The following is a 23,564-nucleotide window of genomic DNA, read 5'->3' as shown; positions in this document are numbered from 1 at the left end:
TCACGCGTCGATGCGGTCGCGTTCGAGTGCGTCCGCACTTTCGATGATGAACTCCTTGCGCGGGGCGACTTCGTTGCCCATGAGCAGTTCGAACACCCGCGCGGCGTTCTCCGCATCGCTAACGCCGACCCGGCGGAGCGTACGATGACGGCGATCCATCGTCGTGGTGGCGAGCTGGTCGGCATCCATCTCACCGAGACCCTTGTACCGCTGGATGGGATCCTGGTACCGCCTGCCCTGCTTCTGCAATGCTGCGAGCACGTTCAGGAGCTCCGTCTCGGAGTACGTGTAGATCGTGTCATTCGGCTTGGATCCGGGATTCATCGCGACGACGCGATGCAATGGCGGAACCGCGGCGAAGACCCGACCCTCTTCGATCATCGGCCGCATGTAGCGGAAGAACAGGGTGAGCAGCAGCGTGCGGATGTGCGCCCCGTCGACGTCGGCGTCGCTCATGATGATGACCTTGCCGTACCGGGCTGCCGTGAGGTCGAAGCTCCGGCCGGAGCCCGCTCCGATCACCTGGATGATCGAGGCGCACTCGGCATTGCCGAGCATGTCGGCCACGCTCGCCTTCTGCACGTTCAGGATCTTGCCGCGGATCGGCAACAGGGCCTGATGCTCACTGTCTCGCGCGAGCTTCGCCGTGCCCAGGGCGGAATCACCCTCGACGATGAAGAGCTCGCTGTGCGCGACATCGCTCGAACGGCAGTCGACGAGCTTCGCGGGAAGGGACGAGCTCTCGAGCGCGTTCTTGCGGCGCTGCGTCTCTTTGTGGGCACGCGCGGAGATGCGGGCCTTCATCTCGGCCACGACCTTGTCGAGGAGAAGCGACGCCTGCGTCTTGTCGTCGCGCTTCGAGGACGCGAAGCGCGCACCCAGCTCCTTGGTGAGGACGTTCGACACGATGGCTCGGGCGGCGGGGGTGCCGAGCACCTCCTTCGTCTGACCCTCGAACTGCGGTTCGGGCAGCCGCACGGTGATCACCGCCGTCAGGCCCGCGAGCACGTCGTCTTTCTCGAGCTTGCCACCTCCATTGAACGCAGCGCCGGCTTTCAGCCTGCGCGCATTCTGCTCGACCTGCCGGCGGAGGAACTTGAGCATCCCCTGCTCGAAGCCGGCCTGGTGGGTGCCGCCCTTCGGGGTCGCGATGATGTTCACGAACGACTTCACGACGGTGTCGTAGCCGGTGCCCCAGCGCAGGGCGATGTCGACGTGACACTCGCGGTGCAATTCGGTGGGCACCATCGCTCCACCGTCGTTCAGGACGGGGACGGTCTCGGTGAAGCCGCCCGTGCCGGTGATGCGCCACACGTCGGTCAGCGCGGCATCCGTCGCAAGGTGCTCGGCGAACTCGGAGATGCCGCCGTCGAACTGGAACGACGTCGTGTGCGGCACGTCCCCGCGCTCGTCGGTGACGTCGATGGCGAGTCCGGGCACGAGGAAGGCCGTTTGCCGGGCCCTGCCGAGGAGCTCGTCGGTCTGGAACTCCGCGCCCTTCGTGAAGATCTGCCGGTCTGCCCAGTACCGGATGCGCGTGCCCGTGAGGCCCTTGGCGACCTTGCCGACGATGCGCAGCTCGCTGCGCTCCTCGAACGGTGTGAACGGCGCGTCGGGGGTGGGCTCGCCGGCATCGGCGAAGACACCGGGCTCGCCCCGGTGGAACGACATCGCCCAGGTCTTGCCGTCGCGGTCGACCTCGACGTCGAGCCGCTCCGACAGGGCGTTGACGACGGATGCCCCGACGCCGTGCAGCCCGCCGGACGCCGAATACGAACCAGAACCGAACTTGCCGCCGGCGTGAAGCTTCGTGAATACCACCTCGACACCGGAGAGACCCGTCTTGGGCTCGACGTCGACGGGGATGCCGCGCGCCCGGTCGCGCACCTCGACGCTGCCGTCGGGGTGCAGCTGCACCGCGATCTCACTCCCGTGGCCGCCGAGCGCCTCGTCGACGGAGTTGTCGATGATCTCCCACAGACAGTGCATGAGTCCCCGCGAGTCGGTCGAGCCGATGTACATGCCGGGGCGCTTGCGCACGGCCTCGAGACCCTCGAGCACGGAGAGATGGCGGGCGGAATAGTCGGAGCTCACGTCGGTCAAGCCTACTGAGCAGATCCGACACGTCGCCGCAGGCACTACGCGCAGAGCGAAATGCCACGCCAGACGGAAGGTTCCCACCTCGGGCCGTGTTTTCATAGATGAACGGATCTTCGATGCTCGAACCAGGAGGAGGAGCCATGGCCCAGTACACCGATACCACCGGTGCGGTCGATGAACTCGACACCCCGTTCGAGCTGACCGCCCTCGATCGCTGCGACGCATGCGGCGCGCAGGCGTACATCCGTGTCGTGGTCGCCAACGGCGAACTCCTGTTCTGCGCCCACCACGGTCGCAAGCACCAGGAGAAGCTCTCCCAGATCGCGCACAGCTGGCACGACGAGTCGAGCCGGCTGCTCTCCGAAGGTCGCGACTGACCCGATAGGTCTCCCGAACGCTCCGGCTCCGGTCGGGGCGTTCGTCTTGCCGGTTGCCGGCCATCCCGTCTACCCTTCCGGCGATGACGCTCGCACATGACATCGCCGGCGACGGGCCGTGCGTGATACTGCTCCACTCCTCCGTCTGCGACCGCCGGATGTGGAACCCGCAATGGGAGCTCCTCGTCGACGCGGGGTTCCGGGTCATCCGGCCCGACTTCCGCGGGTTCGGCGAAACACCGGCGCCCACGGCGGGGTACGACGAGGCCCGCGACATCCGGGACCTCCTCGACGTTCACGGAATCGAGCGCGCCGCGCTCGTCGGATCGTCGTTCGGCGGGCGCGCCGCGCAGGAGTTCGCGGCGCGCTGGCCGTCGCGGGCGACCCGTCTCGTCCTGCTGTGCCCGGCGACCCGGCTGCTCGAGCCCACCGACGACCTGCGAGCGTTCGATGCTGCGGAAGACGCGCTGCTGGAGGCCGGCGACATCGACGGCGCAGTCGACCTGAACGTTCGCACCTGGGTCGGACCCGCGGCAGACGATTCCACACGGGATTCCGTGACGCGGATGCAGCGGCGCGCGTTCGAGGTGCAGCTGGCCGCACCCGACGTCGCCGCCGACCGCGGCGACTTCGACCTGCGGCAGGTGAGCGCACCGACCCTGATCATCTCGGGTGCGCACGACCTCGACGGCATGCAGAGGGTCGCCGAGTTCCTCACCGAGCGCATCCCGGGCGCCGTGCACCGGCGACTCGACTGGGCCGGCCACCTGCCGAGCGTCGAGGACCCTGCACGGCTGAGTCCGTTGCTGCTCGAGGTTCTGCGCGAGCCGGCGTCGACCTGACGAGGGCGCTACCGCGATCAGCTGATCGAATCGGGCGCGGATGCCGCGACGCGCGCCGCGGCGAGCTGCGCCTCGCGGGCGGCGACGGCATACCCGTCGACGATCGCGGCGCGCTCCCCCGGCCGGTACTCGAGGCCGGCCCGCTCCGCCGCAGTCGCGAGCAGCGCGTCGGCGAATGCCGGGTTCTTCGCAAGGACCGGCCCGTGCAGGTGAGTGCCGATGACCGATCCCATGACGACGCCCTCCTGGGCGGAGTCGCGGCCGTTGCCGCTGCCGGCGCGTACTCGACCGAGCGGGGAGCCTTCGGCGCCCACGTAATCCCGCGCGTGGTTCTCGAAGCCGACCAAGGTGCCGAACCGCGGGGACGCGACCGCGAGGTCGCCGGTGACCCGGGAGATGCGCGGCACGGCGCGGCCGGGGAGGATCCCGAGTCCCTCGACGGCCGAGCCGTCGGCCAGCTCGATGCCCCAGCTGAGGAGCTCCCAGCCCGTGCCGACCGCGAGGATCGGCACACCGTCGGTGCCCCATGTGCGCAACTCGTCGTGCATCGTGAGCAGCACATCTCTACTCGCGTCGAGCGAGGAGTCGCTGCCCGAGCCGAGCACGATCGCGTCGACCCGTTCGGGCAGGTCGGGCCGGGCGTCGACGCCGACGACGCGGGCGGCGAGCCCGGCCCACGAGGCACGTGCCGCGAGCACGGAGGCATTCTCGGCGTCGCCGTTCGTGTTCTGGAGCGCCGGCAGCAGCGCCACGATGGTGAGGGTCATTCCGCTCCCGTGAGTCCGAGGTGCGCACGCGTGCGCCGCATCGCGTCGGCCGAGAAGACGATCGTCTTCACTCCGTTCGCAGGTGCGGGCGCCGCGAGGAAGTCGTCGAGGGCGCGCCCGAGGTCGGGCTCGACGCGGTCGATCTCGACGCCGTCGTAGGCGAGCATGAGTGCGGCCTCGTGGGCCTTCGATCCGGTGACGATCGCCACATGCCCGAGCGACGAGGCATCCGTCGGCCAGAAGTACGACGGGTCGCGCACGTCGGATCCGATCGCGAAGAGGATGTCGGATGTGCCGGGCTCGATGCTGTCGACGTTGAGCTGGTAGCTCGCCGGATTCTGGATGAGCACGAACTCCACCTGCTGGCCGCGCACCGTGGTGCGCTCGCCGCGGCCGAAGACGGCGGGAATCGCGCCGAGCGCCTGGTTCGCGGTCTGCACGGAGAACCGTTCACCGAGTACCGTCTTCGCCGTGGCGTAGGCGGCGGCCGCGTCGACGGCGTAGTGCGCGCCGCGGGCTGGCAGCGATGTCGTGATGAACGATCGGCCGTCGTTGATCAAGGCCGTCCGGCCGTCGACGCCCTCCACGAGGACGCCCTCCCCCGGTTGCAATCGATCAGCGGCGGTCTCGGTGTAGCCCAGTCCGCGCGGCGAGGAATCGAGCACTGCCTGCGAGACACCGAAACGTCGCACCGCGACATCCGACCGCACATCGGCGGCGAGGCGCACGAGGTGGGCGTCGTCGGCGTTGACGACCACGGCCTCGTGGGCGCGCCCCGCGATGCGGGCCAGCATTCCCGCGACCATCTCGGAATCATGGAAGCGGTCGATCTGATCGACCATGACGTTCATGAGCGTGACGACGCGAGCGTCGACCCCCTCCATGACACGCGCGCCGTGACCCTCGTCCATCTCGAGCACGGCCATGTCGCCGGGCACATGTCCGCGCCAGTCGGCCCGCTCGAGGAGGGCGGAGGTGAGACCCTGGCTGATGTTCGCGGTCGACGGGTTCGTGAACACCTCGACCCCGTGCGCGCGGAGGATCGCGACGAGCATCTTCGTCGTCGTCGACTTGCCACTCGAGCCCGACACGACCACGAGCCCCTGCGGAAACCCCGACAGGGTGCGCTTCAGGTACCCGGGTGCGATCTTGTTGACGATGAGACCCGGGACGGCCGATCCGCCGCCGGGCTTGCGCAGCCGGGCGGCGAATCGGGTGAGCCTGCCGACGAGGATCGCCGGCCCATAACGCATGAAACCAGCGCGCACCGTCGGCCTACTCGAGGTAGTCGCGCAGCGACTGCGAGCGTGACGGGTGGCGCAGCTTCGCCATCGTCTTCGACTCGATCTGGCGGATCCGCTCGCGGGTGACGCCGAACGTGTCGCCGATCTGGTCGAGGGTCTTCGGCATGCCGTCACCGAGGCCGAAACGCATGCGGATGACGCCCGCCTCGCGCTCGGACAGCGAGTCGAGCAGCGACTCGAGCTGCTTCTGCAGCATCGTGAAGCCGACCGCGTCGGCCGGGACGACCGCCTCGGTGTCCTCGATGAGGTCGCCGAACTCGCTGTCGCCGTCTTCGCCGAGCGGCGTGTGCAGCGAGATCGGCTCGCGACCGTACTTCTGCACCTCGATGACCTTCTCGGGGGTCATGTCGAGCTCGCGGCTCAGCTCCTCGGGCGTGGGCTCGCGCCCCAGGTCTTGCAGCATCTGGCGCTGCACGCGTGCGAGTTTGTTGATGACCTCGACCATGTGCACGGGAATGCGGATGGTGCGGGCCTGGTCGGCCATGGCGCGGGTGATCGCCTGGCGGATCCACCACGTCGCGTACGTCGAGAACTTGAAGCCCTTCGTGTAGTCGAACTTCTCGACCGCACGGATGAGGCCCAGGTTGCCCTCCTGGATCAGGTCGAGGAACTGCATACCGCGACCCGTGTACCGCTTGGCAAGGCTCACGACCAGACGGAGGTTCGCGCCGAGCAGGTGGCTCTTCGCACGCTGACCGTCTTTCGCGACCCACTGCAGCTCACGACCGAGATGCGAGCGCTTCTCGGCGTCGCTCAAGTGCGAGAGCTTCTCCTCGGCGAAGAGTCCAGCCTCGATGCGCATCGCGAGCTCGACCTCTTCGGCCGCATTCAGCAGGGCGACCTTGCCGATCTGCTTCAGGTAGTCCTTGACGGGGTCGGCCGTCGCCCCGGTGATGGCGCTCGAGTAGACCGGCACCTCGTCTTCGTCGTCGACCGCGCGCAGCACGAGCGCACCGGTGGGGTGCGGTTCGACCGCGACCGGCTTCGCCTCGTCGTCATCGGTGTCGGATGCCGCGTCGGTGCCGCCCTCCTCGGGCGTCTCGCCGGGGGTCGCGGCTTCGGCCTCCACCTCGACCTCGACCTCGACGTCTTCGAGCTCCTCGGGCTCCATCCCGTCTTCGCCGTCGCCGGCGGCGTCGCCCTTCGCCTTGCCCCGCGGCTTCTCGGCCGACTTCGCAGTGCTCGTGCGGGACGTCTTGCCGGCCGACTTCGCCGCGCTCTTCGCAGCCGTCTTGGTGCCGCTCGCCTTCGTGGCCGCAGCCTTCGTCGTCTTCGCCGCGGGTGTCGCGGCAGCGGCCTTGCCGGCCGTCGTGTCGGTGGTCGACTTCGCGGCCGTCGTACGCGTCGTCGCGGGCTTCTCAGCCTCGCTCTTCGCCGACGTCGCAGTCTTCGTCGTAGCCATTCGTATGAACCTCTCCTACCGTCGCGCGGCGTGTGCCCTCGCGGACCCTCGGCTCGTGCATTCGGTCCGGTCGATTTCGGACACTATGAGGACCCATGTCAAGTCCGCATGATCGGCGCGAGCGTGTCGCACCTGCGGGCCAGAACGGGTCCTGCCTCCATTATACAGGCGCGCGCACGCGATGACGCCCAGTCGGCGCGCGTCCTTCCCCACAGTTCACAACGTTTCCGGGCGTCGGCCCATTCCCGCTTCCCGTGTCGGCCGATCGCGTGAATGCACGGGCGCGGGCTCAGCCGCCGAGGGGTGACTCGTCATCGCGCGTGCGCCGGTAGGCGAGGAACTTCTCGAGTTCAGCCGCGATCTCGTCGGCAGATGGCAGCTCCCCTGCTTCGTCGGTGAGCGGGGAACGCAGGGTGGTGCCCTCCATGTAGGAGTCGTGCCGGTCCTCGAGCGTGCCGACGAGTTTCGCGAGCTCTCCGTTCTCGGCGACCTGCTCGTCGATCCGGGCGACGAAGTCGCGGCCCTGCTCGCGCAGCGCATCGGTCGGGAAGATCCTTCCCGTCGAGGCGCTGATGGCCTCGAGGGCTGCGACGGCGGCCAGCGGGTACTCGGCGTCGGACAGGTAGTGCGGGACGAGCAGGACGAACCCGGTCGTCGGGTGCCCCTGCTCGTGCAGCCGGTACTCGACGAGGTGGAGCGCGTTGGAGGGAACCTGCGTCGTCGGCCGCCAGATCGACATCGCCTCGATGAGGTCGGCGCGATTGCCGCTCACGGTCATGCCGATCGGGCGCGTGTGCGGCACGGGCATCGGGATGGCATTGATCCACGTGGTCGACGACACCCCGAGGTCGTCGATGAGTCCGAGCACGGCAGCGCCGAAACGTTCCCATTGGAAGTCCGGCTCATAGCCCGTGAGCAGCAGGAACTGCTGGCCGAGTTCGTCGCGGGCGAGGTCGAGGCTGAGCCGCGGCGGCCGATAGTCGGCGAGGTGGTCGCCTTGGAACAGGATGATCGGCCGGCGCGCGCGGTAGTCGAGGAGCTCGTCGGCGTCGAACGTCGCGACGACCGTGCTGTCGAGCGTCGACAGCAGGTACTGCGTCGTCTGCGCGACGGCGCCGCCGGCATCGGCGAAACCGGTGAGGCCCGCGACGAGCGGGAGACCCGACGGCACGGTGACGTCGGGATTCAGCTCGTACAGGGAACGGGGATCGCGCATGACTTCAGCCTACCGACGGCCCGGAACGCCCCCACCGGATGGAGGCCGCCCGCGTGGCGCCCAGAGCGAACACGTACGATCGGCTGCATGACCGTGCCCGAGCTCGCCTGTTCTCCCACTTCCGCCCTCGAATCCGACGCAGACGTGGTGCTGCTCGCCGCTCTGTCGACCGACGACGGCGTGCAGCTGCTCGGGCCCGCGGCGTTCGACTGGGTCGCGCCGCTCCTCGCCTCGCTCGGCGCCACCGGCGCTGTCGACGAGCTCACCCGTGTCCCTGCACGGGGCGATGGGCCCGCCGTGGTCGCCATCGCCGGTGTCGGCGGGCGATCGGATGCCGCGAGCCTCCGCCTCGCCGCCGGGAGCGCAGTGCGGCAGCTCGCGGGCACGGGGTCGGTGGCCGTAGCGATCCCGACCTCCGACGCGGCATCCGCCGAGGCGGTGCTCGAGGGCGCCGCGCTCGGTGCGTACGCGTTCCGGGAGTACCGTGCCGAGTCCAAGGCGCCCGTCGGCCGGGTCACGCTGCACACCGAAATCGAGGGCGTGCGCCTCGATCGGGTGCGTTCGGTCGTCACCGCCGTCGCTCGCACGAAGGATCTCGTGAACACCCCGCCCCTCGATCTCTTCCCCGAGCGCCTCGCCGAGATCGCCGTCGCCGCATCGGATGCCGCGGGCGTCTCCTCGCGCGTCTGGGACGAGTCCGCGCTGGAGGCCGACGGGTTCGGCGGAATCCTCGCGGTCGGACGTGGATCGAGCCGCGGTCCACGACTCGTTCGGCTCGAGTACGCGCCTCCCGGGGCATCCGTGCACCTGGCACTCGTCGGCAAGGGAATCACCTTCGATTCCGGCGGGCTCTCGTTGAAGCCCATGGCCTCGATGGTCGGCATGAAGGCGGACATGGCCGGCGCAGCCGCGGTGCTCTCGGCGATCGTCGCGCTGGCCGAACTCGCGGTGCCGATCCGGGTCACCGGGTGGCTCTGCCTCGCCGAGAACCTGCCGTCGGGAACGGCCGTGCGCCCGAACGACGTGCTGCGCACGTACGACGGCACGACCGTCGAGGTGCTCAACACCGACGCCGAGGGTCGACTCGTCATGGCCGACGGCCTGGCCGCGGCGAGCGACGAGCAGCCCGACACGATCGTCGATGTCGCGACCCTCACCGGCGCGCAGGTCATGGCGCTCGGTCACCGCATCGCCGGGCTCATGGGCGACGACGGCCTCGTCGCGCAGACTCGCGCGGCCGCGGACGACGTCGATGAGGCCGTCTGGCCGATGCCGCTCCCCCGCGACCTGAAGAGCCTCCTCAAGTCGGAAGTCGCAGACCTCGCCAACACCAAACTCGGCGTGACCGTGCCCGGGATGCTCCTCGCGGGCGTGTTCCTGCGCGAGTTCATCGGCACGAACGTCGCGTCCGGCGACCGGATCCCGTGGGCGCACCTCGACATCGCAGGACCTGCGTACAACTCCGGCGGGGCGTGGGGATTCACCGGCGCGGGGGGCACCGGAGCGGCCGTTCGCACGCTCATCCGGCTTGGAGAGCACCTCTCCGCGGGGTAGTAAGGTCGTATGGGCGAGAACGTCGCCCATACGTCTGCCCCGGCGACCGACCGGCGGCGGTCCGTGTCGCAGATCTGGTGCGCAAGGGAGATTGCGGTTGTCCGAGCAGAACTTTGACATTGTCATCCTCGGTGGCGGCAGCGGAGGGTACGCAGCGGCGCTGCGCGCCGTCGAGCTGGGCTTCACCGTCGGATTGGTCGAGAAGGACAAGCTGGGTGGCACCTGCCTGCACCGCGGCTGCATCCCGACCAAGGCGCTGCTGCACGCGGCGGAGGTCGCCGACAGCTCGCGCGAGTCGTCGAAGTTCGGCGTCCGGTCGACGTTCGAGGGCATCGACGTTCCCGCCGTCACCGCATATCGCTCGAGCATCGTGGCAAGCAAGTTCAAGGGCCTGCAGGGGCTCGTGAAGGCCCGTGGCATCACGGTCATCGAAGGCGAGGGACGTCTCGTCGGGGCGAACGCCGTGCAGGTCGGCGACGACCGCATCGTCGGCAAGAACATCATCCTCGCGACGGGCTCCTACTCCCGATCCCTCCCCGGTCTCGAGATCGGCGGCCGCGTCATCACGAGCGAGCAGGCGCTCGAGCTCGACTTCGTGCCGAAGAAGGTGGCCGTCCTCGGCGGCGGCGTCATCGGCGTCGAGTTCGCGAGCGTGTGGAAGTCGTTCGGCGCCGAGGTGACGATCATCGAGGCACTCCCCCACCTCGTCCCGAACGAGGAGGAGTCGGTCTCCAAGCAGCTCGAGCGGGCCTTCCGCAAGCGCGGCATCGAGTACAAGCTCGGAGTGCGCTTCCAGGGCGTCACCCAGAACGACGACAGCGTCGTCGTGACGCTCGAGAACGGCGAGACCGTCGAGGCCGAGCTGCTGCTCGTCGCGGTCGGCCGTGGCCCCGTCACCCAGGGCCTCGGCTACGAGGAGGCCGGTATCACGATCGACCGAGGCTTCGTCATCACCGACGAGCGCCTCGCAACGAATGTGCCCGGTGTCTACGCCGTCGGCGACATCGTGCCAGGTCTCCAGCTCGCGCACCGCGGCTTCCAGCAGGGCATCTTCGTCGCCGAGGAGATCGCGGGCCTCAGCCCGATCGTCGTCGATGACGTGAACATCCCGAAGGTGACCTACTGCGAGCCCGAGGTCGCCTCCATCGGGTACACCGAGACCCGGGCAGCCGAGAAGTACGGCGCCGACCAGGTTTCGTCGTACGAGTACAACCTCGCCGGAAACGGCAAGAGCCACATCCTCGAGACGAGCGGCTCGATCAAGGTCGTGCGCGTGAACGACGGCCCCGTCGTCGGCGTGCACATGATCGGCGCACGAGTCGGCGAGCTCATCGGCGAAGCCCAGCTCGCCGTGAACTGGGAGGCCTACCCCGAGGACATCGCGCCGTTCATCCACGCGCACCCCACCCAGAACGAGGCGCTCGGCGAGGCGTTCCTCAAGCTCGCCGGCAAGCCCCTGCACGCGCTCTGATCCAGCGCCCCGAAACACGACTGCAATAAGCTAGAAAGCGTCACACGCTGTGAAGGAGACAAGCGAATGAGCGAATCCGTCAGCCTCCCGGCACTCGGCGAGAGTGTCACGGAGGGCACGGTCACCCGCTGGCTGAAGAACGTCGGCGACCGTGTGGAGGTCGACGAGCCGCTGCTCGAAGTGTCGACCGACAAGGTCGACACCGAGATCCCGTCGCCGATTGCCGGCGTGATCGAGGCGATCCTCGTCCAGGAAGACGAGACGGTCGAAGTCGGCACCGCACTCGTGACGATCGGCGACGGATCGGCCGCCGCCGCGCCTGCCGAGGCGGCTCCGGCGGCCGATGCTGCGGCGGCACCCTCACCCGAAGCGGCTCCTGCCGCACCCGCAGCCGAGGCAGCTCCTGCCGCACCCGCAGCCGAGGCAGCTCCTGCCGCACCGGCACCCGAAGCAGCACCTGCCGCAGCGGCACCCGAAGCAGCACCTGCCGCAGCGGCACCCGAAGCGGCTCCTGCCGCACCGGCGCCTCAAGCCGCACCGGCTGCACCGGCAGCTCAGGCGGCACCTGCCGCACCCGCACCCGAAGCAGCCACGGCTGCACCGGCGCCCCCGGCCGCCGCGGCACCGTCCGCACCCGCTCCCGAGACTGCGCCTGCCGCCCCTCAGGCGGCTCCGGCCGCACCGGCTCCGGAGGCCGCAGCGCCCGCAGCCCCGGCCCCCGAGGCACCGGCGCCGGCCGCCTCGGGTTCCCACGCCGGCACGAGCGGCTACGTCACGCCGATCGTTCGCAAGCTCGCCAATGAGCAGGGCGTCGACCTGGCCAACGTGACCGGCACCGGCGTCGGCGGCCGAATCCGCAAGCAAGACGTCATCTCCGCCCAGGCGGCATCGTCGGAGCCGGCTGCTCAGGCCGCGGCCGCTCCCACGCGCACGCCGCTCGAGACCTCCCCTCTGCGTGGTACCACCGTGCCGATGACGCGTCTGCGCAAGGTCGTCGCCGAGCGCGCCGTCGTCTCGATGACGTCGACGGCACAGCTCACGACGGTCGTCGAGGTCGACGTCACCCGCATCGCGAGGCTGCGCGACCGCGTGAAGGGCGCCTTCCTCGAGAAGACCGGAAACAAGCTCTCGTTCCTGCCGTTCTTCGCGCTCGCAGCTGCCGAGGCTCTCCGTGCCTACCCGATCGTCAACTCGACCGTCGACGGCGACAGCATCGTGTACCCGGCCACCGAGAACATGAGCATCGCGGTCGACACCGAGCGCGGCCTGCTCACGCCGGTCATCCGTGACGCCGGCGAGCTCGACATCGCGGGCCTCGCGGCCCAGATCGCCGATCTCGCCGAGCGCACGCGCAACAACCAGCTGAAGCCCGACGAGCTCTCGGGCGGCACGTTCACCCTCACCAACACCGGCTCGCGCGGTGCGCTGTTCGACACACCCGTCGTCTTCCTTCCGCAGTCGGCGATTCTCGGCACGGGCATCGTGGTGAAGCGGCCCGTGATCGTGAGCGAGGACGGATCCGACGCGATCGCGATTCGCTCGATGGTCTACCTCGCCCTGTCGTACGACCACCGCATCATCGACGGTGCCGACGCCGCACGCTTCCTGACCGCCGTCAAGGAGCGCCTCGAAGAGGGCGATTTCGAGTCCGAGCTCGGCATCTAGTCGAAGATCTCCCGCAAGCGCCAGCCGGCCTCGCCCCTCACCACGAGGAGCGAGGCCGGTTCGCGTCGGGGCCCTGCGCCGGTCATCCCGACGAGCACGGCGTCGCCCATTTCCGCGCGCACCTCCAACGTCGTGAGGTCGAATCCGTCGTCGACGTGCGTCGCGCCGTCGCGGGCGGCGAGCATCGCGGCCCGGTCCTGCGCCTCGATCGCCGATGTCGGCTGCACGACGGCGTCGAGGCATCCGAGATCGAGCGTCTCGAAGCACCGGGAACGCCGCTCGAGCAGCCATCGCGTCGCCGCCACCGGATCGTCATCGCCCGCCGCTCCGGTCTGGACTCCGTCGGCGATCGGGGGCGGGGCGCCCACCGCCGATTGAGGGCCGCCCTCGCTCGGGGATGCAGGACCCGTGATCGCCGACGCACCCGGTTCGAGGGACTGGCGCACCTCCGTCTCGGTGCCCGGGGGCACCATCGTGAGCATGAGCACGAGGGCGCCACCCCCGATGAGCCCTCCGACCATGAGCGCACGTCGCTTCGACCGCATCATCGAGCCGAGGCGCGTCCGCAGGCGCGCGCCGGGGACCGCATCCGCGGCCGTCGCCAGGCGCTCACCGAGATCTTCTGGAAGCTGTGCCAGCCCGAGAAGTGCGCGTGTCCGCCGGCCCCGTGTGGGACGGTCGCCGTCCGAAGCTCGGCCGTGGTCGTCGGTGATGTCGGGCGCCGCCGCCGGGGTGCCGATGCGCGCCGGGAGACGCACGGTGCGCATCCGCACTTCGACGCCCGCGATCGGTTCCGCGGCGGCCACCGCGAAGAGCCTCCGCTCCAGGTCGGCTTCGCACTGTTCGAACGGTCGCACTTCCAGGCGCCCGCGGATGAGGTCGACGGCGTCGTCGAGGACGCCCGCCGGACGCACGGCGCCACACACATCCTCGAGGAGTTCGGCGAGTGCGACGTGTCCCGACCTGAGAAGGGCGGTGCGCTCGGCCGACTGTTCGTGGCCCGGAAGCCGACGCAGGGCGCCGAGACCGACGAGCCTCGGGCGTCCGGCGTCATCGAGCAGGATGTCTGAGGCGGCGAGCCTCGTGTGCACGAATCCATGCGCCGCGAGCTCGGCGACGGCGACGACGATCGGGGCGAGGATCGTGACCGCCTCGCCGGCGGTCAGCATGCGTTCCGTCAGCAGGCGGGACACGGCGACGCCGCCGATCCTCTCGACAGCGAGGCAGCACCGTCCGTCGTCGAGTGCGGCGACGTCGTAGAGCGCGGGCAGCGCTCCACCGGCATCCGTCGACATCGCCTCGATCTCGAGGGCGACGGACTCGGCCGAGGCGTCCCTCGGGTACACGCGCACGACGACGAGCGGCGGCGAAGCCGACGCGGGTCCGGTGCCGCTCCGACCCGAGCCGTCGACCACAGGCGGTGCGAACGAGTACGGGTCGCGGGGGTCGGATGCGCCGGGCAGGTCGGCGGTGGCCAGGTACACGTCGGCGCGCTCCCCCGCGGCGATGCGCCTCAGGAGCCGGTACCCGACGAAGGCCCCGACGAGCGAAGGTGCGTCCGCGGTCGATGCGGTGTGCGCAGTGCTCGCCACGTCGCTCGATGGCGCGGTCGGGCGACGGCTTCGGCTGCGATCACGAGTCATGACTCGATCCTCGCGCCGGCTCCCGCCCGCGTGGACGGGCAACCGCCTCAGGTGCGCCGAGTCGTGCACCCCGAACGTGTCGAGGACGAGTCGCGCAGACGCCGCCGCCGGCTCGGCCGGCTCGCGGCAGCCGTCGATGCACCTAGACTGGACGGCATGCTCGACTTCGTCGTCGCGGGGCTAAGCGCCAACTCCGTGCCGTACATCGAGGGTCTCGACCTTCAGCGCGCCGTCCATCGCGCGGTCGTCGCGGGCGAACGCCCCGACACCGTCATCCTCCTGGAACACCTCTCCGTCTACACTGCCGGCAAGCGAACGGCTCCCGAGGAACGACCGACCGACGGCACTCCCGTCATCGACGTCGACCGCGGTGGCAAGATCACCTGGCACGGCCCCGGCCAGCTCGTGGGGTACCCGATCCTCCGGCTCGCCGAGCCCATCGACGTCGTCGGCTACGTGCGACGCCTCGAAGGCATGCTCATCGACGTGCTCGCCGACCTCGGCGTCGACGGCCGTCGGGTCGATGGCCGCTCCGGCGTCTGGGTCGGCCCACCCGGCCTCGAGAACAAGATCGCCGCGATCGGCATTCGCGTCGCCGACGGCGTCACCATGCACGGATTCGCGCTGAACTGCAGCAACTCGATCGATCCCTACGAGAAGATCGTCGCGTGCGGCATCCGCGACGCCGGCATCACCACGATCACCCGAGAGCTCGGCTACGAGGTCACCCCTGAAGACCTCGTCGCACCCATCACGCAGCGGTTCCGGGACGACGAGGAGGCGGTCGCCGCATGAGCGCGGCACCAGAGGGGCGCCGCATGCTGCGCCTCGAGGTCCGCAACGCCCAGACGCCCATCGAGCGCAAGCCCGACTGGATCAAGACCCGCGCGAAGATGGGCCCCGAGTACCGGCAGCTGCAGCAGCTCGTGAAGAGCGAGGACCTGCACACGGTCTGCCAGGAGGCCGGCTGCCCGAACATCTACGAATGCTGGGAGGACCGCGAGGCCACCTTCCTCATCGGGGGCTCGCAGTGCACCCGCCGGTGCGACTTCTGCCAGATCGACACCGGCAAGCCCGCCGACTACGACGTCGACGAGCCGCGCCGCGTGGCCGAGTCGGTCGTTCGCATGCAATTGCGCTACTCCACGGTCACGGGCGTCGCCCGCGACGACCTTCCCGACGAGGGCGCATGGCTCTACGCCGAGACGATCCGCGAGATCCACCGCCGGTCCCCCGGTACCGGCGTCGAGATCCTCGTTCCCGACTTCTCGGGCAACCCGGTGCACCTCGCCGAGGTGTTCTCGGCACGGCCCGAGGTGTTCGCCCACAACGTCGAGACGGTGCCGCGCATCTTCAAGCGGATCCGGCCGGCGTTCCGGTACGAGCGTTCGCTCGACGTGATCACGCAGGGCCGCGATGCGGGACTCATCACGAAGTCGAACCTCATCCTCGGCATGGGTGAGGAACGTGCGGAGATCTCGCGGGCGCTTCAGGACCTGCACGACGCGGGCACCGACATCATCACGATCACGCAGTACCTTCGGCCGAGCCCGCGCCACCTCCCCGTCGATCGATGGGCGCGTCCCGAGGAGTTCCTGGAGCTCAAAGAGGAGGCCGAGGAGATCGGATTCCTCGGGGTGCTCGCCGGTCCGCTGGTGCGCTCGTCGTACCGTGCGGGTCGCCTCTGGGCGCAGTCGATGCGGGCGAAGGGGCGGGAGCTTCCGAGCGAGCTCGCCCACCTCGCCGATGCATCGCTGGGATTCGCGCAGGCGGTCGGCTGAGACATCCGGATGCCGCCTCCGCCCACCGAGAACACGGTCGGAGGCGGCCCCCGCCGCCGGTATCCTTGTGACCATGGCACGCACCAAGGACAAGGGGTCCGCTCCGAAGGAGCCCGGCCGCATGAAGCAGATGTGGCAGGTCTTCCAGATGACCCGCCGTTACGACTCGAGCTCGCAATGGCTCATGCTCCTCGGCTTCCTCGTTCCCGTGCTCGTCGGCCTCGCCCTCGCGCTCTGGCTCGGCGAGGGCAATGGCTTCACGATCGCCCTCTGGGTCGTCGCGGGCGTGCTCGCGGGCATCCTGCTCGCCCTCGTCATTCTCGGCCGTCGCGCCGAGCGTGCGGCCTACTCGCAGATCGACGGACAGCCGGGCGCGGTCGGGGCCGTGCTCCGCAGCGGCCTGCGCGGCGGCTGGGTGGGCAACGAGATGCCGATCGCCGTGAACGGGAAGACGCAGGACGCCGTCTACCGCGCGGTCGGCCGGGGCGGCGTCGCCCTCATCAGCGAAGGGCCCGTCACCCGCACCCAGCGGATGCTCGACGACGAGAAGCGCAAGGTCGCCCGAGTGCTGCCCAATGTGCCGATCACCCTCATCGCCGTCGGCCACGACGACGGTTCGGTGGAGCTCCACCGGCTGCCGGCCACGCTCCGCAAGACGAAGCGCACCCTGACGAAGCCCGAGGTGCTCGCCGTCTCGAACCGTCTGAACTCCCTGCAGGCGCCGCTGCCGATCCCGAAGGGCATCGACCCCATGAAGGCGCGGCCGCAGCGCGGCAAGATGCGCTGACCCCGCTCCGTTCGATCAGGCCCGGATGAGCACCGTGCCGGCGACCTTGTCGTGGAAGCCGCGCTGGTCCGCGTCCCAGATGAGCGCCGGGATCACGACGACGAGGAGCGCCGTTCGCACGACGGGACGCCACAGGCCGATCCAACCGCCGGACATCGGCACGACACGCAGCCCTGTGAGCCGGTGCCCGACGCTGCCGCCGATCGTGGGGATGAAGAGGATCTGCAGGAGCGCGAAGATCCCGAGGGTGAGCCACGAGTGCAGCATCGAGCTGTACGGGGCGAACAGCAGCGCGATGACGGTCGCCGAGGCCCAGTCGATGACGAGGGCGGCGATGCGCCGGCCGACGCGTCCGATCGAACCGGGGCCGGAATCGGGAAGGCCCAATCTCTCGCCGGGCCAGCGGTTCGGTCGGAGCTCGCCGGTGGCAGGGGGCTTCGCATCGGGCACCCGTCGAGTCTACCGACAGGCACCCGCGTAACATGGCCGAAACATCGGCGTCACGGTCGGGAAACCGTGAGCCGATAGCGTCGCGTTCGGCTGTGCACCACCGCCCGGTCCCACCCCCCTTGGAGATTCCGTCACATGTTCAGTGATTCGTCTGAAGTGCTCAAGTTCATCAAGGAGACGGATGTCAAGTTCCTCGACATCCGCTTCACCGACCTCCCGGGTGTGCAGCAGCACTTCAACATCCCGGCTGCGACCGTCGACGAGGACTTCTTCGCGACCGGCCAGCTGTTCGACGGCTCCTCGATCCGCGGGTTCGCGTCGATCCACGAATCCGACATGCAGCTGATCCCGGATGTCTCCACCGCCTACGTCGACCCGTTCCGCGCCGAGCGCACGCTCATCATGGTGTTCGACATCTACAACCCGCGCAACGGCGAGGTCTACGGCAAGGACCCACGTCAGGTGGCGAAGAAGGCCGAGAAGTATCTCGCGTCGACCGGGATCGCCGACACGGCGTTCTTCGCTCCCGAAGCGGAGTTCTACATCTTCGACGACGTGCGCTACGAGGTGAACCAGCACTCGAGCTCATACTCCGTGGACTCCAGCGAGGGCGCATGGAACTCGGGCCGCATCGAAGAGGGTGGCAACCTCGCCAACAAGACCCCGTACAAGGGCGGCTACTTCCCCGTCTCCCCCGTCGACCAGCACGCAGACCTGCGCGATGACATCGTGCTCAAGCTCGTCGACGCCGGCCTCGAGGTCGAGCGCAGCCACCACGAGGTGGGCACGGCGGGCCAGGGTGAGATCAACTACAAGTTCGACACGATGGTGCACGCCGCCGACGACATCCTGAAGTTCAAGTACGTCGTCAAGAACACCGCCGAGCAGTGGGGCAGGACGGCCACGTTCATGCCGAAGCCCCTCTTCGGCGACAACGGCTCGGGCATGCACACGCACCAGTCGCTCTGGAACGAAGGCAAGCCCCTCTTCTACGACGAGGCCGGCTACGGCGGCCTCAGCGACCTCGCGCGCTGGTACATCGGCGGCATCCTGAAGCACGCGCCGGCGCTGCTCGCCTTCACGAACCCGACGGTGAACTCCTACCACCGGCTCGTGCCGGGCTTCGAGGCGCCCGTGAACCTCGTCTACTCGGCGGGCAACCGCTCGGCCGCGATCCGCATCCCGATCACGGGCACGAACCCCAAGGCCAAGCGCATCGAGTTCCGCGCGCCGGATGCCTCGGGCAACCCGTACCTCGCGTTCGCCGCGCAGCTCATGGCCGGCATCGACGGCATCAAGAACCGCATCGAACCGCACGAGCCCGTCGACAAGGACCTCTACGAGCTGCCGGCGGAGGAGGCGAAGTCGATCCCCCAGCTGCCCGGCTCGCTGGACGCCGTGCTCGACGCGCTCGAGGCAGACCATGACTTCCTCCTCGAGGGGGGCGTGTTCACCAAGGAGCTCATCGAGACCTGGATCGACTACAAGCGCGAGAAGGAGCTGAAGCCCCTCGCCCAGCGCCCGCACCCGTTCGAATTCGAGCTGTACTACGGCGTCTGACGCCGGTATGCCGGCAACGGGCCCACACCACTTCGGCGGTGCGGGCCCGTTTCCTTTGGCGGGCTCAGAACGCCGACGCGCGGTAACGACCGCGCAACGCGCTGCGTGCAACGATCCCGTGATCGAACCGCACCGAACCGGGCGAGGCACCGATGAGCGCGCTCATCGCATGGGCACGCAACAAGTACCCCTGATCGATTCGCGAACACTCCGCAGTCTGCGGCGTCAGCCGGTGGTCGGATCGCGGCGTGGCGGCAAGCCGTAGAAGCCGCGCTCGAAGACCGCCCGCGCTCGCCGGGTGAGCTGCAGGTAGTCGTGCTCGAGCCGCGTGGCGGAACCGGGCTGGTAGCCCATGATGCGTGCGACACCCTCGAGCTGCGACCGTTCGACGGGCAGCACATCGGTGGTGCGGTCGAGCCACAGCGTGAGGGCCGATCGGGCGCGTGACGCGAAGATCCACGCCGCACGGAGGACTTCGGCATCGGATGCTGCGACGAGTTCGTGTTCGACCGCGCTCGCGAGCGCGTCGAGCGTCGACGTGGTGCGCAGGGACGGCATCTCGGCGGCATGCCGCAACTGCACGAGCTGCACGAACCACTCGACATCCGACAGCGACCCACGGCCGAGCTTCAGGTGCCGAGTGGGATCGGCCCCCTGCGGGAGTCGCTCCTTCTCGACCCGTGCCTTGATGCGCTTCACCTCCCGGATGTCCTGTTCCGAGATGTGCACCGGATACCGCACGGAGTCGGCGAGCTCGGTGAAGTCCCGGATGAGGGCTTCGTCGCCCGCCACGCCACGGGCGCGCAGCAGCGCTTGAGCCTCCCACGTGAGCGACCAGCGCGCGTAGTACGCGCGGTACGCGTCGAGCGAACGGGCAACCACGCCGTTCCTGCCCTCGGGGCGGAGGTCGGCGTCGAGTTCGAACGGGAGGCGGGCGTCCTCGCTGAGCCGAACGAGCTCGGAGACGATGCGGAGGGCACGTGAGTGCGCCGCATCCGGCGCGGCGGCGGCGTCGGGGCTCGTCGAGGCATCTGCCGGACGGTAGACGTACACGACATCCGCGTCGGAGCCGAGGCCGAGCTCGCGGCCGCCGAACCGCCCCATCCCGATCACCGCGAACTCGATCCCGTCGGGCGCGTCGCCCCTGATCGCCTCGACGATCGCCGCGATGTGGGTCTGGGTGACGTCGGAGAGACCACGTCCGAGCTCCTCGACCGTGCAGACGTCGAGGATCGCCGAGAGGGCGAGTCGCAGCACCTCGCGGCGGCGGATGGCGCGGAACACCTTGGCCGCGGCATCCGCGTCGCCGTGACGACGGAGCACGGCTCGCTTCTCGTCTTCGAGCGCGGGGAGGGGCCGCGGCCGCAGTTCCTCGAGATCCTCGAGCCAGGCGACGGCCTCGGGAATCCGTTCGAGGAGCTCCCCCGCGAACCGCGAGCCCGACAGCACGTGGGTGAGGCGAAGCGCCGCGTCCGACGAGTCGCGGAGCAGCCGGAGGTACCAGTGCGTGGTCCCGAGGGTGTCGCTGAGGCGGCGGAAGGCGAGCAGGCCGTAGTCGGGATCGGCGCCGTCGGCGAACCACGAGATGAGCACCGGCATGAGGTGTCGCTGGATGGCGGCACGGCGCGAGACGCCTGCGGTGAGCGCGCCGATGTGCGCGAGCGCACCGCGCGGATCGCGGAAGCCGATCGCCGCCAGTCGCGCCTCGGCCTGCTCACTCGTGAGCTCGAGTCCGCCTGCGGGCAATGCCGCCACCGCCGAGAGCAGCGGGCGATAGAAGAGTCGCTCGTGCAGGCCGCGCACGCGCTGCCGAGTGGACTGCCAGAGCGACGTGAGCTCCTCGGCGCTGCGGGCGAGGCCCGAGGACCGTGCGAGGGTGCGCAGACGTCCGGGGTCGCGCGGCATGAGATGCGTGCGCCGCAGGCGTTCAAGCTGGAGGCGATGCTCGAGCACGCGGAGGATCCGGTAGTCGCGGGCGAACTCCGCCGCCTCCTCGCGTCCGACATAGCCGTGCTCGGCCAGGGCGGTGAGCGCCGGGAGCGTGCCCGCCTGCCGGATGGACGCGTCGTTCGCACCATGAACGAGTTGGAGGAGCTGCACCGTGAACTCGATGTCGCGGAGGCCGCCGGGGCCGAGCTTCAGCTGCACCTCCACCTCATCGGCGGGGATGTGCTCGGTGACCCGCTCGCGCATGCGCTGCACGGACTCCACGAATCCGTCGCGGCTCGAGCTCGCCCACACCTTCGGAGCGACTCCCGCCGCATATCGCGCGCCGAGGTCGGCGTCGCCGGCGAGTGGTCTCGCCTTCAGCAGCGCCTGGAACTCCCAGCTCTTCGCCCACCGGTCGTAGTACTGCAGATGCGACTCGAGCGTGCGCACGAGCGCGCCGTCCTTGCCCTCGGGCCTGAGGTTCGGGTCGACCTCCCAGAGCGGCGGCTCGATACCGGGCTCAGCGATCACGCGCATGGCGACCATGGCGATGCGGGTCGCGATGTCGAGCGCCCTCGGTGTGGACACGACCTGCTCGTCGGCGGACTCCGCGACGAAGATCACGTCGACGTCACTCACGTAGTTGAGCTCGCGGGCACCCGCCTTGCCCATGCCGATGACCGCAAGACGCGTGGCTTCGACCTCGTGCTCCGGATACCGCCCGGGCGCCGGCTCCCCGTCGGCGCGGGCAACCGCCCGCCGTGCCGCCGTGATGGCCGCGTCGAGCGTCGCACCGGCGAGGTCGGCGAGGCCCGCCGCGATCGTGTCGACGGCCTCGATCGTGTTCGGCCGAGTGAGGTCGTAGACGGCGATCGCGGCGAGGAGGCGGCGGTGGCGCACGCGTACGGCTCGGGCCGCGGCGTCGAGGTACTGAACCGGCGGAACGTCGAGGTCATCGAGCGCTGCGCGCAGCACAGCACGCGCATCGCTCGCCGCGAGCGGGGGCATGGGCACCTGTCGGAGTACCGCGAGCTCGGCCGGATGCCGCATCAGGAAGTCGGCGAAGCCCCTCGACGCCCCCAGCAGCCGCGCCATCCGCTCAGCCGAGGCCTGCTCGCCGAGTACCACCGCCACCTCGTGGGGGGCGCGCTCGTACAGCCGGCTCGTCGCCGCGAGCGCCTCGTCGGGGTCGCCCGCCGAGGAGAACACGGCGAGCAGGTGTTCCTCGTCGACGCCGGTCGCCGAGGCGAGCGATCCGAGCGAGGCCGCGGCGCGGCTCAGATCGTCGAAGCCCGCGCGAGCGAGACGGCCGAGGGTCGGGGTCTGCCGTGACATCCGTTGCGAGGTCAGAGGATCTCGAGGTTGCGCTGCAACTCGAACGGCGTGACCTGCGAGCGGTAGTCGCGCCACTCGGCGCGCTTGTTCGCGAGCACGTAGTTGAACACCTGCTCACCCAGGGTCTCGGCGAGGAGCTCGGACTCCTCCATGAACTCGATGGCGTGGTCGAGGCTGGCCGGGAGCGGGTTGTACCCCAGCGCGCGTCGCTCGCTGTCGGTGAGCGCCCAGACGTCGTCCTCCGCCTCGGGCGGCAGCTCGTAGCCTTCCTCGACGCCCTTCATTCCGGCGGCGAGGAGCAGCGAGAAGGCGAGATACGGGTTCGCGGCCGAGTCGATCGCACGGTACTCGACCCGGGCGCTCTGCCCCTTGTTGGGCTTGTAGAGCGGCACGCGCACGAGTGCGGAACGGTTGTTGTGCCCCCAGCACACGAAGCTCGGCGCCTCGTCGCCGCCCCACAGCCGCTTGTACGAGTTCACGAACTGGTTCGTGACTGCCGAGATCTCGTTGGAGTGCCGCAGGAGCCCGGCGATGAACTGACGGCCGATCTTCGACAACTGGTATTGCGCACCCGCCTCGAAGAACGCGTTCGCGTCGCCCTCGAAGAGCGACAGGTGCGTGTGCATGCCCGAGCCCGGCTTGTCGGAGAACGGCTTCGGCATGAACGTCGCGTAGACCCCCTGCTCGATCGCGACCTCCTTGACGACGGTGCGGAAGGTCATGATGTTGTCGGCCGTGGTGAGGGCGTCGGCGTAGCGGAGGTCGATCTCGTTCTGGCCGGGGCCCGCCTCGTGGTGGCTGAACTCGACCGAGATGCCGAGGTCTTCGAGCATCCGCACGGAGCGCCGACGGAAGTCGTGCGCCGTGCCGCCGGGCACATTGTCGAAGTATCCGGCCGAATCGACCGGCTGCGGCCCCTCGGGGCCGTACTTCGAGGACTTCAGCAGGTAGAACTCGATCTCGGGGTGCGTGTAGAACGTGAATCCCTGGTCGGCCGCGCGAGCGAGCGTGCGCTTCAGCACGTTGCGGGGATCGGCGACCGCGGGCTCGCCGTCGGGCGTCGTGATGTCGCAGAACATGCGACCGGTGGGATCGATGTCGCCACGCCACGGGAGCGTCTGGAACGTCGCCGGGTCGGGGAATGCCAGCAGGTCGGACTCGTAGGTGCGGCTGAGTCCCTCGATCGCGGACCCGTCGAACCCGATCCCCTCCGTGAACGCGCCCTCCACCTCGGCCGGGGCGATCGCGACCGACTTCAGCGTGCCGACGACATCGGTGAACCAGAGCCTGACGAACTTGACCCCACGTTCCTCGATCGTGCGAAGAACGAAGTCGCGCTGCTTATCCATCCACACCCTCTCTCGCACCTCTCAGGGTAGCG

General features: G+C 69.4%; 18 protein-coding genes. 9 read left to right on the top strand and 9 right to left on the bottom strand.

Going from position 1 to position 23,564, the window contains the following annotated elements; translation table 11 throughout:
• A complete protein-coding gene (locus ACFWN7_RS00230) occupies nt 1-2,094 on the bottom strand; it encodes a type IIA DNA topoisomerase subunit B (RefSeq protein ID WP_376936632.1) in 2,094 nt (697 codons plus the stop codon).
• Between the two features lie 146 nt (nt 2,095-2,240).
• On the opposite strand from ACFWN7_RS00230, the gene ACFWN7_RS00225 reads away from it, so the two are divergent.
• Complete coding sequence (locus ACFWN7_RS00225; RefSeq protein ID WP_376936631.1) at nt 2,241-2,477, top strand: hypothetical protein; 237 nt, start codon at nt 2,241-2,243, stop codon at nt 2,475-2,477.
• Nucleotides 2,478-2,560: 83 nt separating this feature from the next.
• Nucleotides 2,561-3,319, top strand: a complete 759-nt coding sequence (locus ACFWN7_RS00220; protein WP_376936630.1) for an alpha/beta fold hydrolase — start codon at nt 2,561-2,563, stop codon at nt 3,317-3,319.
• A 17-nt stretch (nt 3,320-3,336) separates the two neighbouring features.
• On the opposite strand, the gene ACFWN7_RS00215 is transcribed toward ACFWN7_RS00220, so the two are convergent.
• From ACFWN7_RS00215 to ACFWN7_RS00200, 4 genes are all read right to left on the bottom strand, one after another.
• Complete coding sequence (locus tag ACFWN7_RS00215; protein WP_376936629.1) at nt 3,337-4,086, bottom strand: type 1 glutamine amidotransferase; 750 nt, start codon at nt 4,084-4,086, stop codon at nt 3,337-3,339.
• Entirely contained in the window at nt 4,083-5,339 is a 1,257-nt protein-coding gene (locus ACFWN7_RS00210; RefSeq protein WP_376936628.1) for a Mur ligase family protein, read from the bottom strand. Before ACFWN7_RS00210 ends, ACFWN7_RS00215 begins: the two co-directional genes overlap by 4 nt.
• Before the next feature lie 22 nt (nt 5,340-5,361).
• The gene (locus tag ACFWN7_RS00205) at nt 5,362-6,792 is read right to left on the bottom strand and encodes an RNA polymerase sigma factor (protein ID WP_376936627.1); all 1,431 of its coding nucleotides are present in this window, start codon (nt 6,790-6,792) and stop codon (nt 5,362-5,364) included.
• Between the two features lie 289 nt (nt 6,793-7,081).
• Complete coding sequence (locus ACFWN7_RS00200) at nt 7,082-8,008, bottom strand: proteasome assembly chaperone family protein (protein WP_376936626.1); 927 nt, start codon at nt 8,006-8,008, stop codon at nt 7,082-7,084.
• Nucleotides 8,009-8,095: 87 nt separating this feature from the next.
• Here ACFWN7_RS00200 and ACFWN7_RS00195 point away from each other — a divergent pair, with 87 nt between their 5' ends.
• From ACFWN7_RS00195 to sucB, 3 genes are all read left to right on the top strand, one after another.
• The gene (locus ACFWN7_RS00195) at nt 8,096-9,562 is read left to right on the top strand and encodes a leucyl aminopeptidase (RefSeq protein ID WP_376936625.1); all 1,467 of its coding nucleotides are present in this window, start codon (nt 8,096-8,098) and stop codon (nt 9,560-9,562) included.
• A 97-nt stretch (nt 9,563-9,659) separates the two neighbouring features.
• Nucleotides 9,660-11,033 carry a dihydrolipoyl dehydrogenase gene (lpdA, locus tag ACFWN7_RS00190; RefSeq protein ID WP_376936624.1) on the top strand — a complete coding sequence of 458 codons (1,374 nt, stop codon included), beginning with the start codon at nt 9,660-9,662 and terminating at the stop codon, nt 11,031-11,033.
• A gap of 66 nt (nt 11,034-11,099) precedes the next feature.
• On the top strand, nt 11,100-12,698 hold the full coding sequence (gene sucB, locus ACFWN7_RS00185; RefSeq protein ID WP_376936622.1) for a 2-oxoglutarate dehydrogenase, E2 component, dihydrolipoamide succinyltransferase: 1,599 nt from the start codon (nt 11,100-11,102) through the stop codon (nt 12,696-12,698).
• Here sucB and ACFWN7_RS00180 read toward each other — a convergent pair.
• A complete protein-coding gene (locus ACFWN7_RS00180) occupies nt 12,695-14,341 on the bottom strand; it encodes a hypothetical protein (RefSeq protein WP_376936620.1) in 1,647 nt (548 codons plus the stop codon). The genes sucB and ACFWN7_RS00180 overlap by 4 nt on opposite strands.
• A 156-nt stretch (nt 14,342-14,497) precedes the next feature.
• On the opposite strand from ACFWN7_RS00180, the gene lipB reads away from it, so the two are divergent.
• From lipB to ACFWN7_RS00165, 3 genes are all read left to right on the top strand, one after another.
• Nucleotides 14,498-15,136 carry a lipoyl(octanoyl) transferase LipB gene (gene lipB, locus ACFWN7_RS00175; protein ID WP_376936619.1) on the top strand — a complete coding sequence of 213 codons (639 nt, stop codon included), beginning with the start codon at nt 14,498-14,500 and terminating at the stop codon, nt 15,134-15,136.
• Nucleotides 15,133-16,122, top strand: a complete 990-nt coding sequence (lipA, locus tag ACFWN7_RS00170) for a lipoyl synthase (protein WP_376936618.1) — start codon at nt 15,133-15,135, stop codon at nt 16,120-16,122. Before lipB ends, lipA begins: the two co-directional genes overlap by 4 nt.
• Nucleotides 16,123-16,195: 73 nt before the next feature.
• Nucleotides 16,196-16,909: a DUF4191 domain-containing protein gene (locus tag ACFWN7_RS00165; protein ID WP_376936617.1), complete on the top strand. Its 714-nt coding sequence runs from the start codon at nt 16,196-16,198 to the stop codon at nt 16,907-16,909.
• Between the two features lie 15 nt (nt 16,910-16,924).
• On the opposite strand, the gene ACFWN7_RS00160 is transcribed toward ACFWN7_RS00165, so the two are convergent.
• Nucleotides 16,925-17,359 (bottom strand): RDD family protein, encoded by a 435-nt coding sequence (locus ACFWN7_RS00160; protein ID WP_376936616.1) that lies wholly within the window; start codon nt 17,357-17,359, stop codon nt 16,925-16,927.
• 135 nt (nt 17,360-17,494) lie between these two features.
• On the opposite strand from ACFWN7_RS00160, the gene glnA reads away from it, so the two are divergent.
• The gene (glnA, locus tag ACFWN7_RS00155) at nt 17,495-18,919 is read left to right on the top strand and encodes a type I glutamate--ammonia ligase (RefSeq protein ID WP_376936615.1); all 1,425 of its coding nucleotides are present in this window, start codon (nt 17,495-17,497) and stop codon (nt 18,917-18,919) included.
• Nucleotides 18,920-19,144: 225 nt separating this feature from the next.
• Here the strand turns inward: glnA and ACFWN7_RS00150 are convergent, their stop codons facing one another.
• The gene (locus tag ACFWN7_RS00150; RefSeq protein WP_376936614.1) at nt 19,145-22,183 is read right to left on the bottom strand and encodes a bifunctional [glutamine synthetase] adenylyltransferase/[glutamine synthetase]-adenylyl-L-tyrosine phosphorylase; all 3,039 of its coding nucleotides are present in this window, start codon (nt 22,181-22,183) and stop codon (nt 19,145-19,147) included.
• An 11-nt stretch (nt 22,184-22,194) separates the two neighbouring features.
• Nucleotides 22,195-23,532 (bottom strand): glutamine synthetase family protein, encoded by a 1,338-nt coding sequence (locus ACFWN7_RS00145; RefSeq protein WP_376936612.1) that lies wholly within the window; start codon nt 23,530-23,532, stop codon nt 22,195-22,197.
• Nucleotides 23,533-23,564 lie beyond the last annotated feature (32 nt).

The organism is Agromyces sp. NPDC058484, from assembly GCF_042720415.1.
In the GTDB taxonomy this organism is placed as follows: Bacteria; Actinomycetota; Actinomycetes; order Actinomycetales; family Microbacteriaceae; genus Agromyces.
This window is presented reverse-complemented; position numbering and strand designations above follow the sequence as displayed.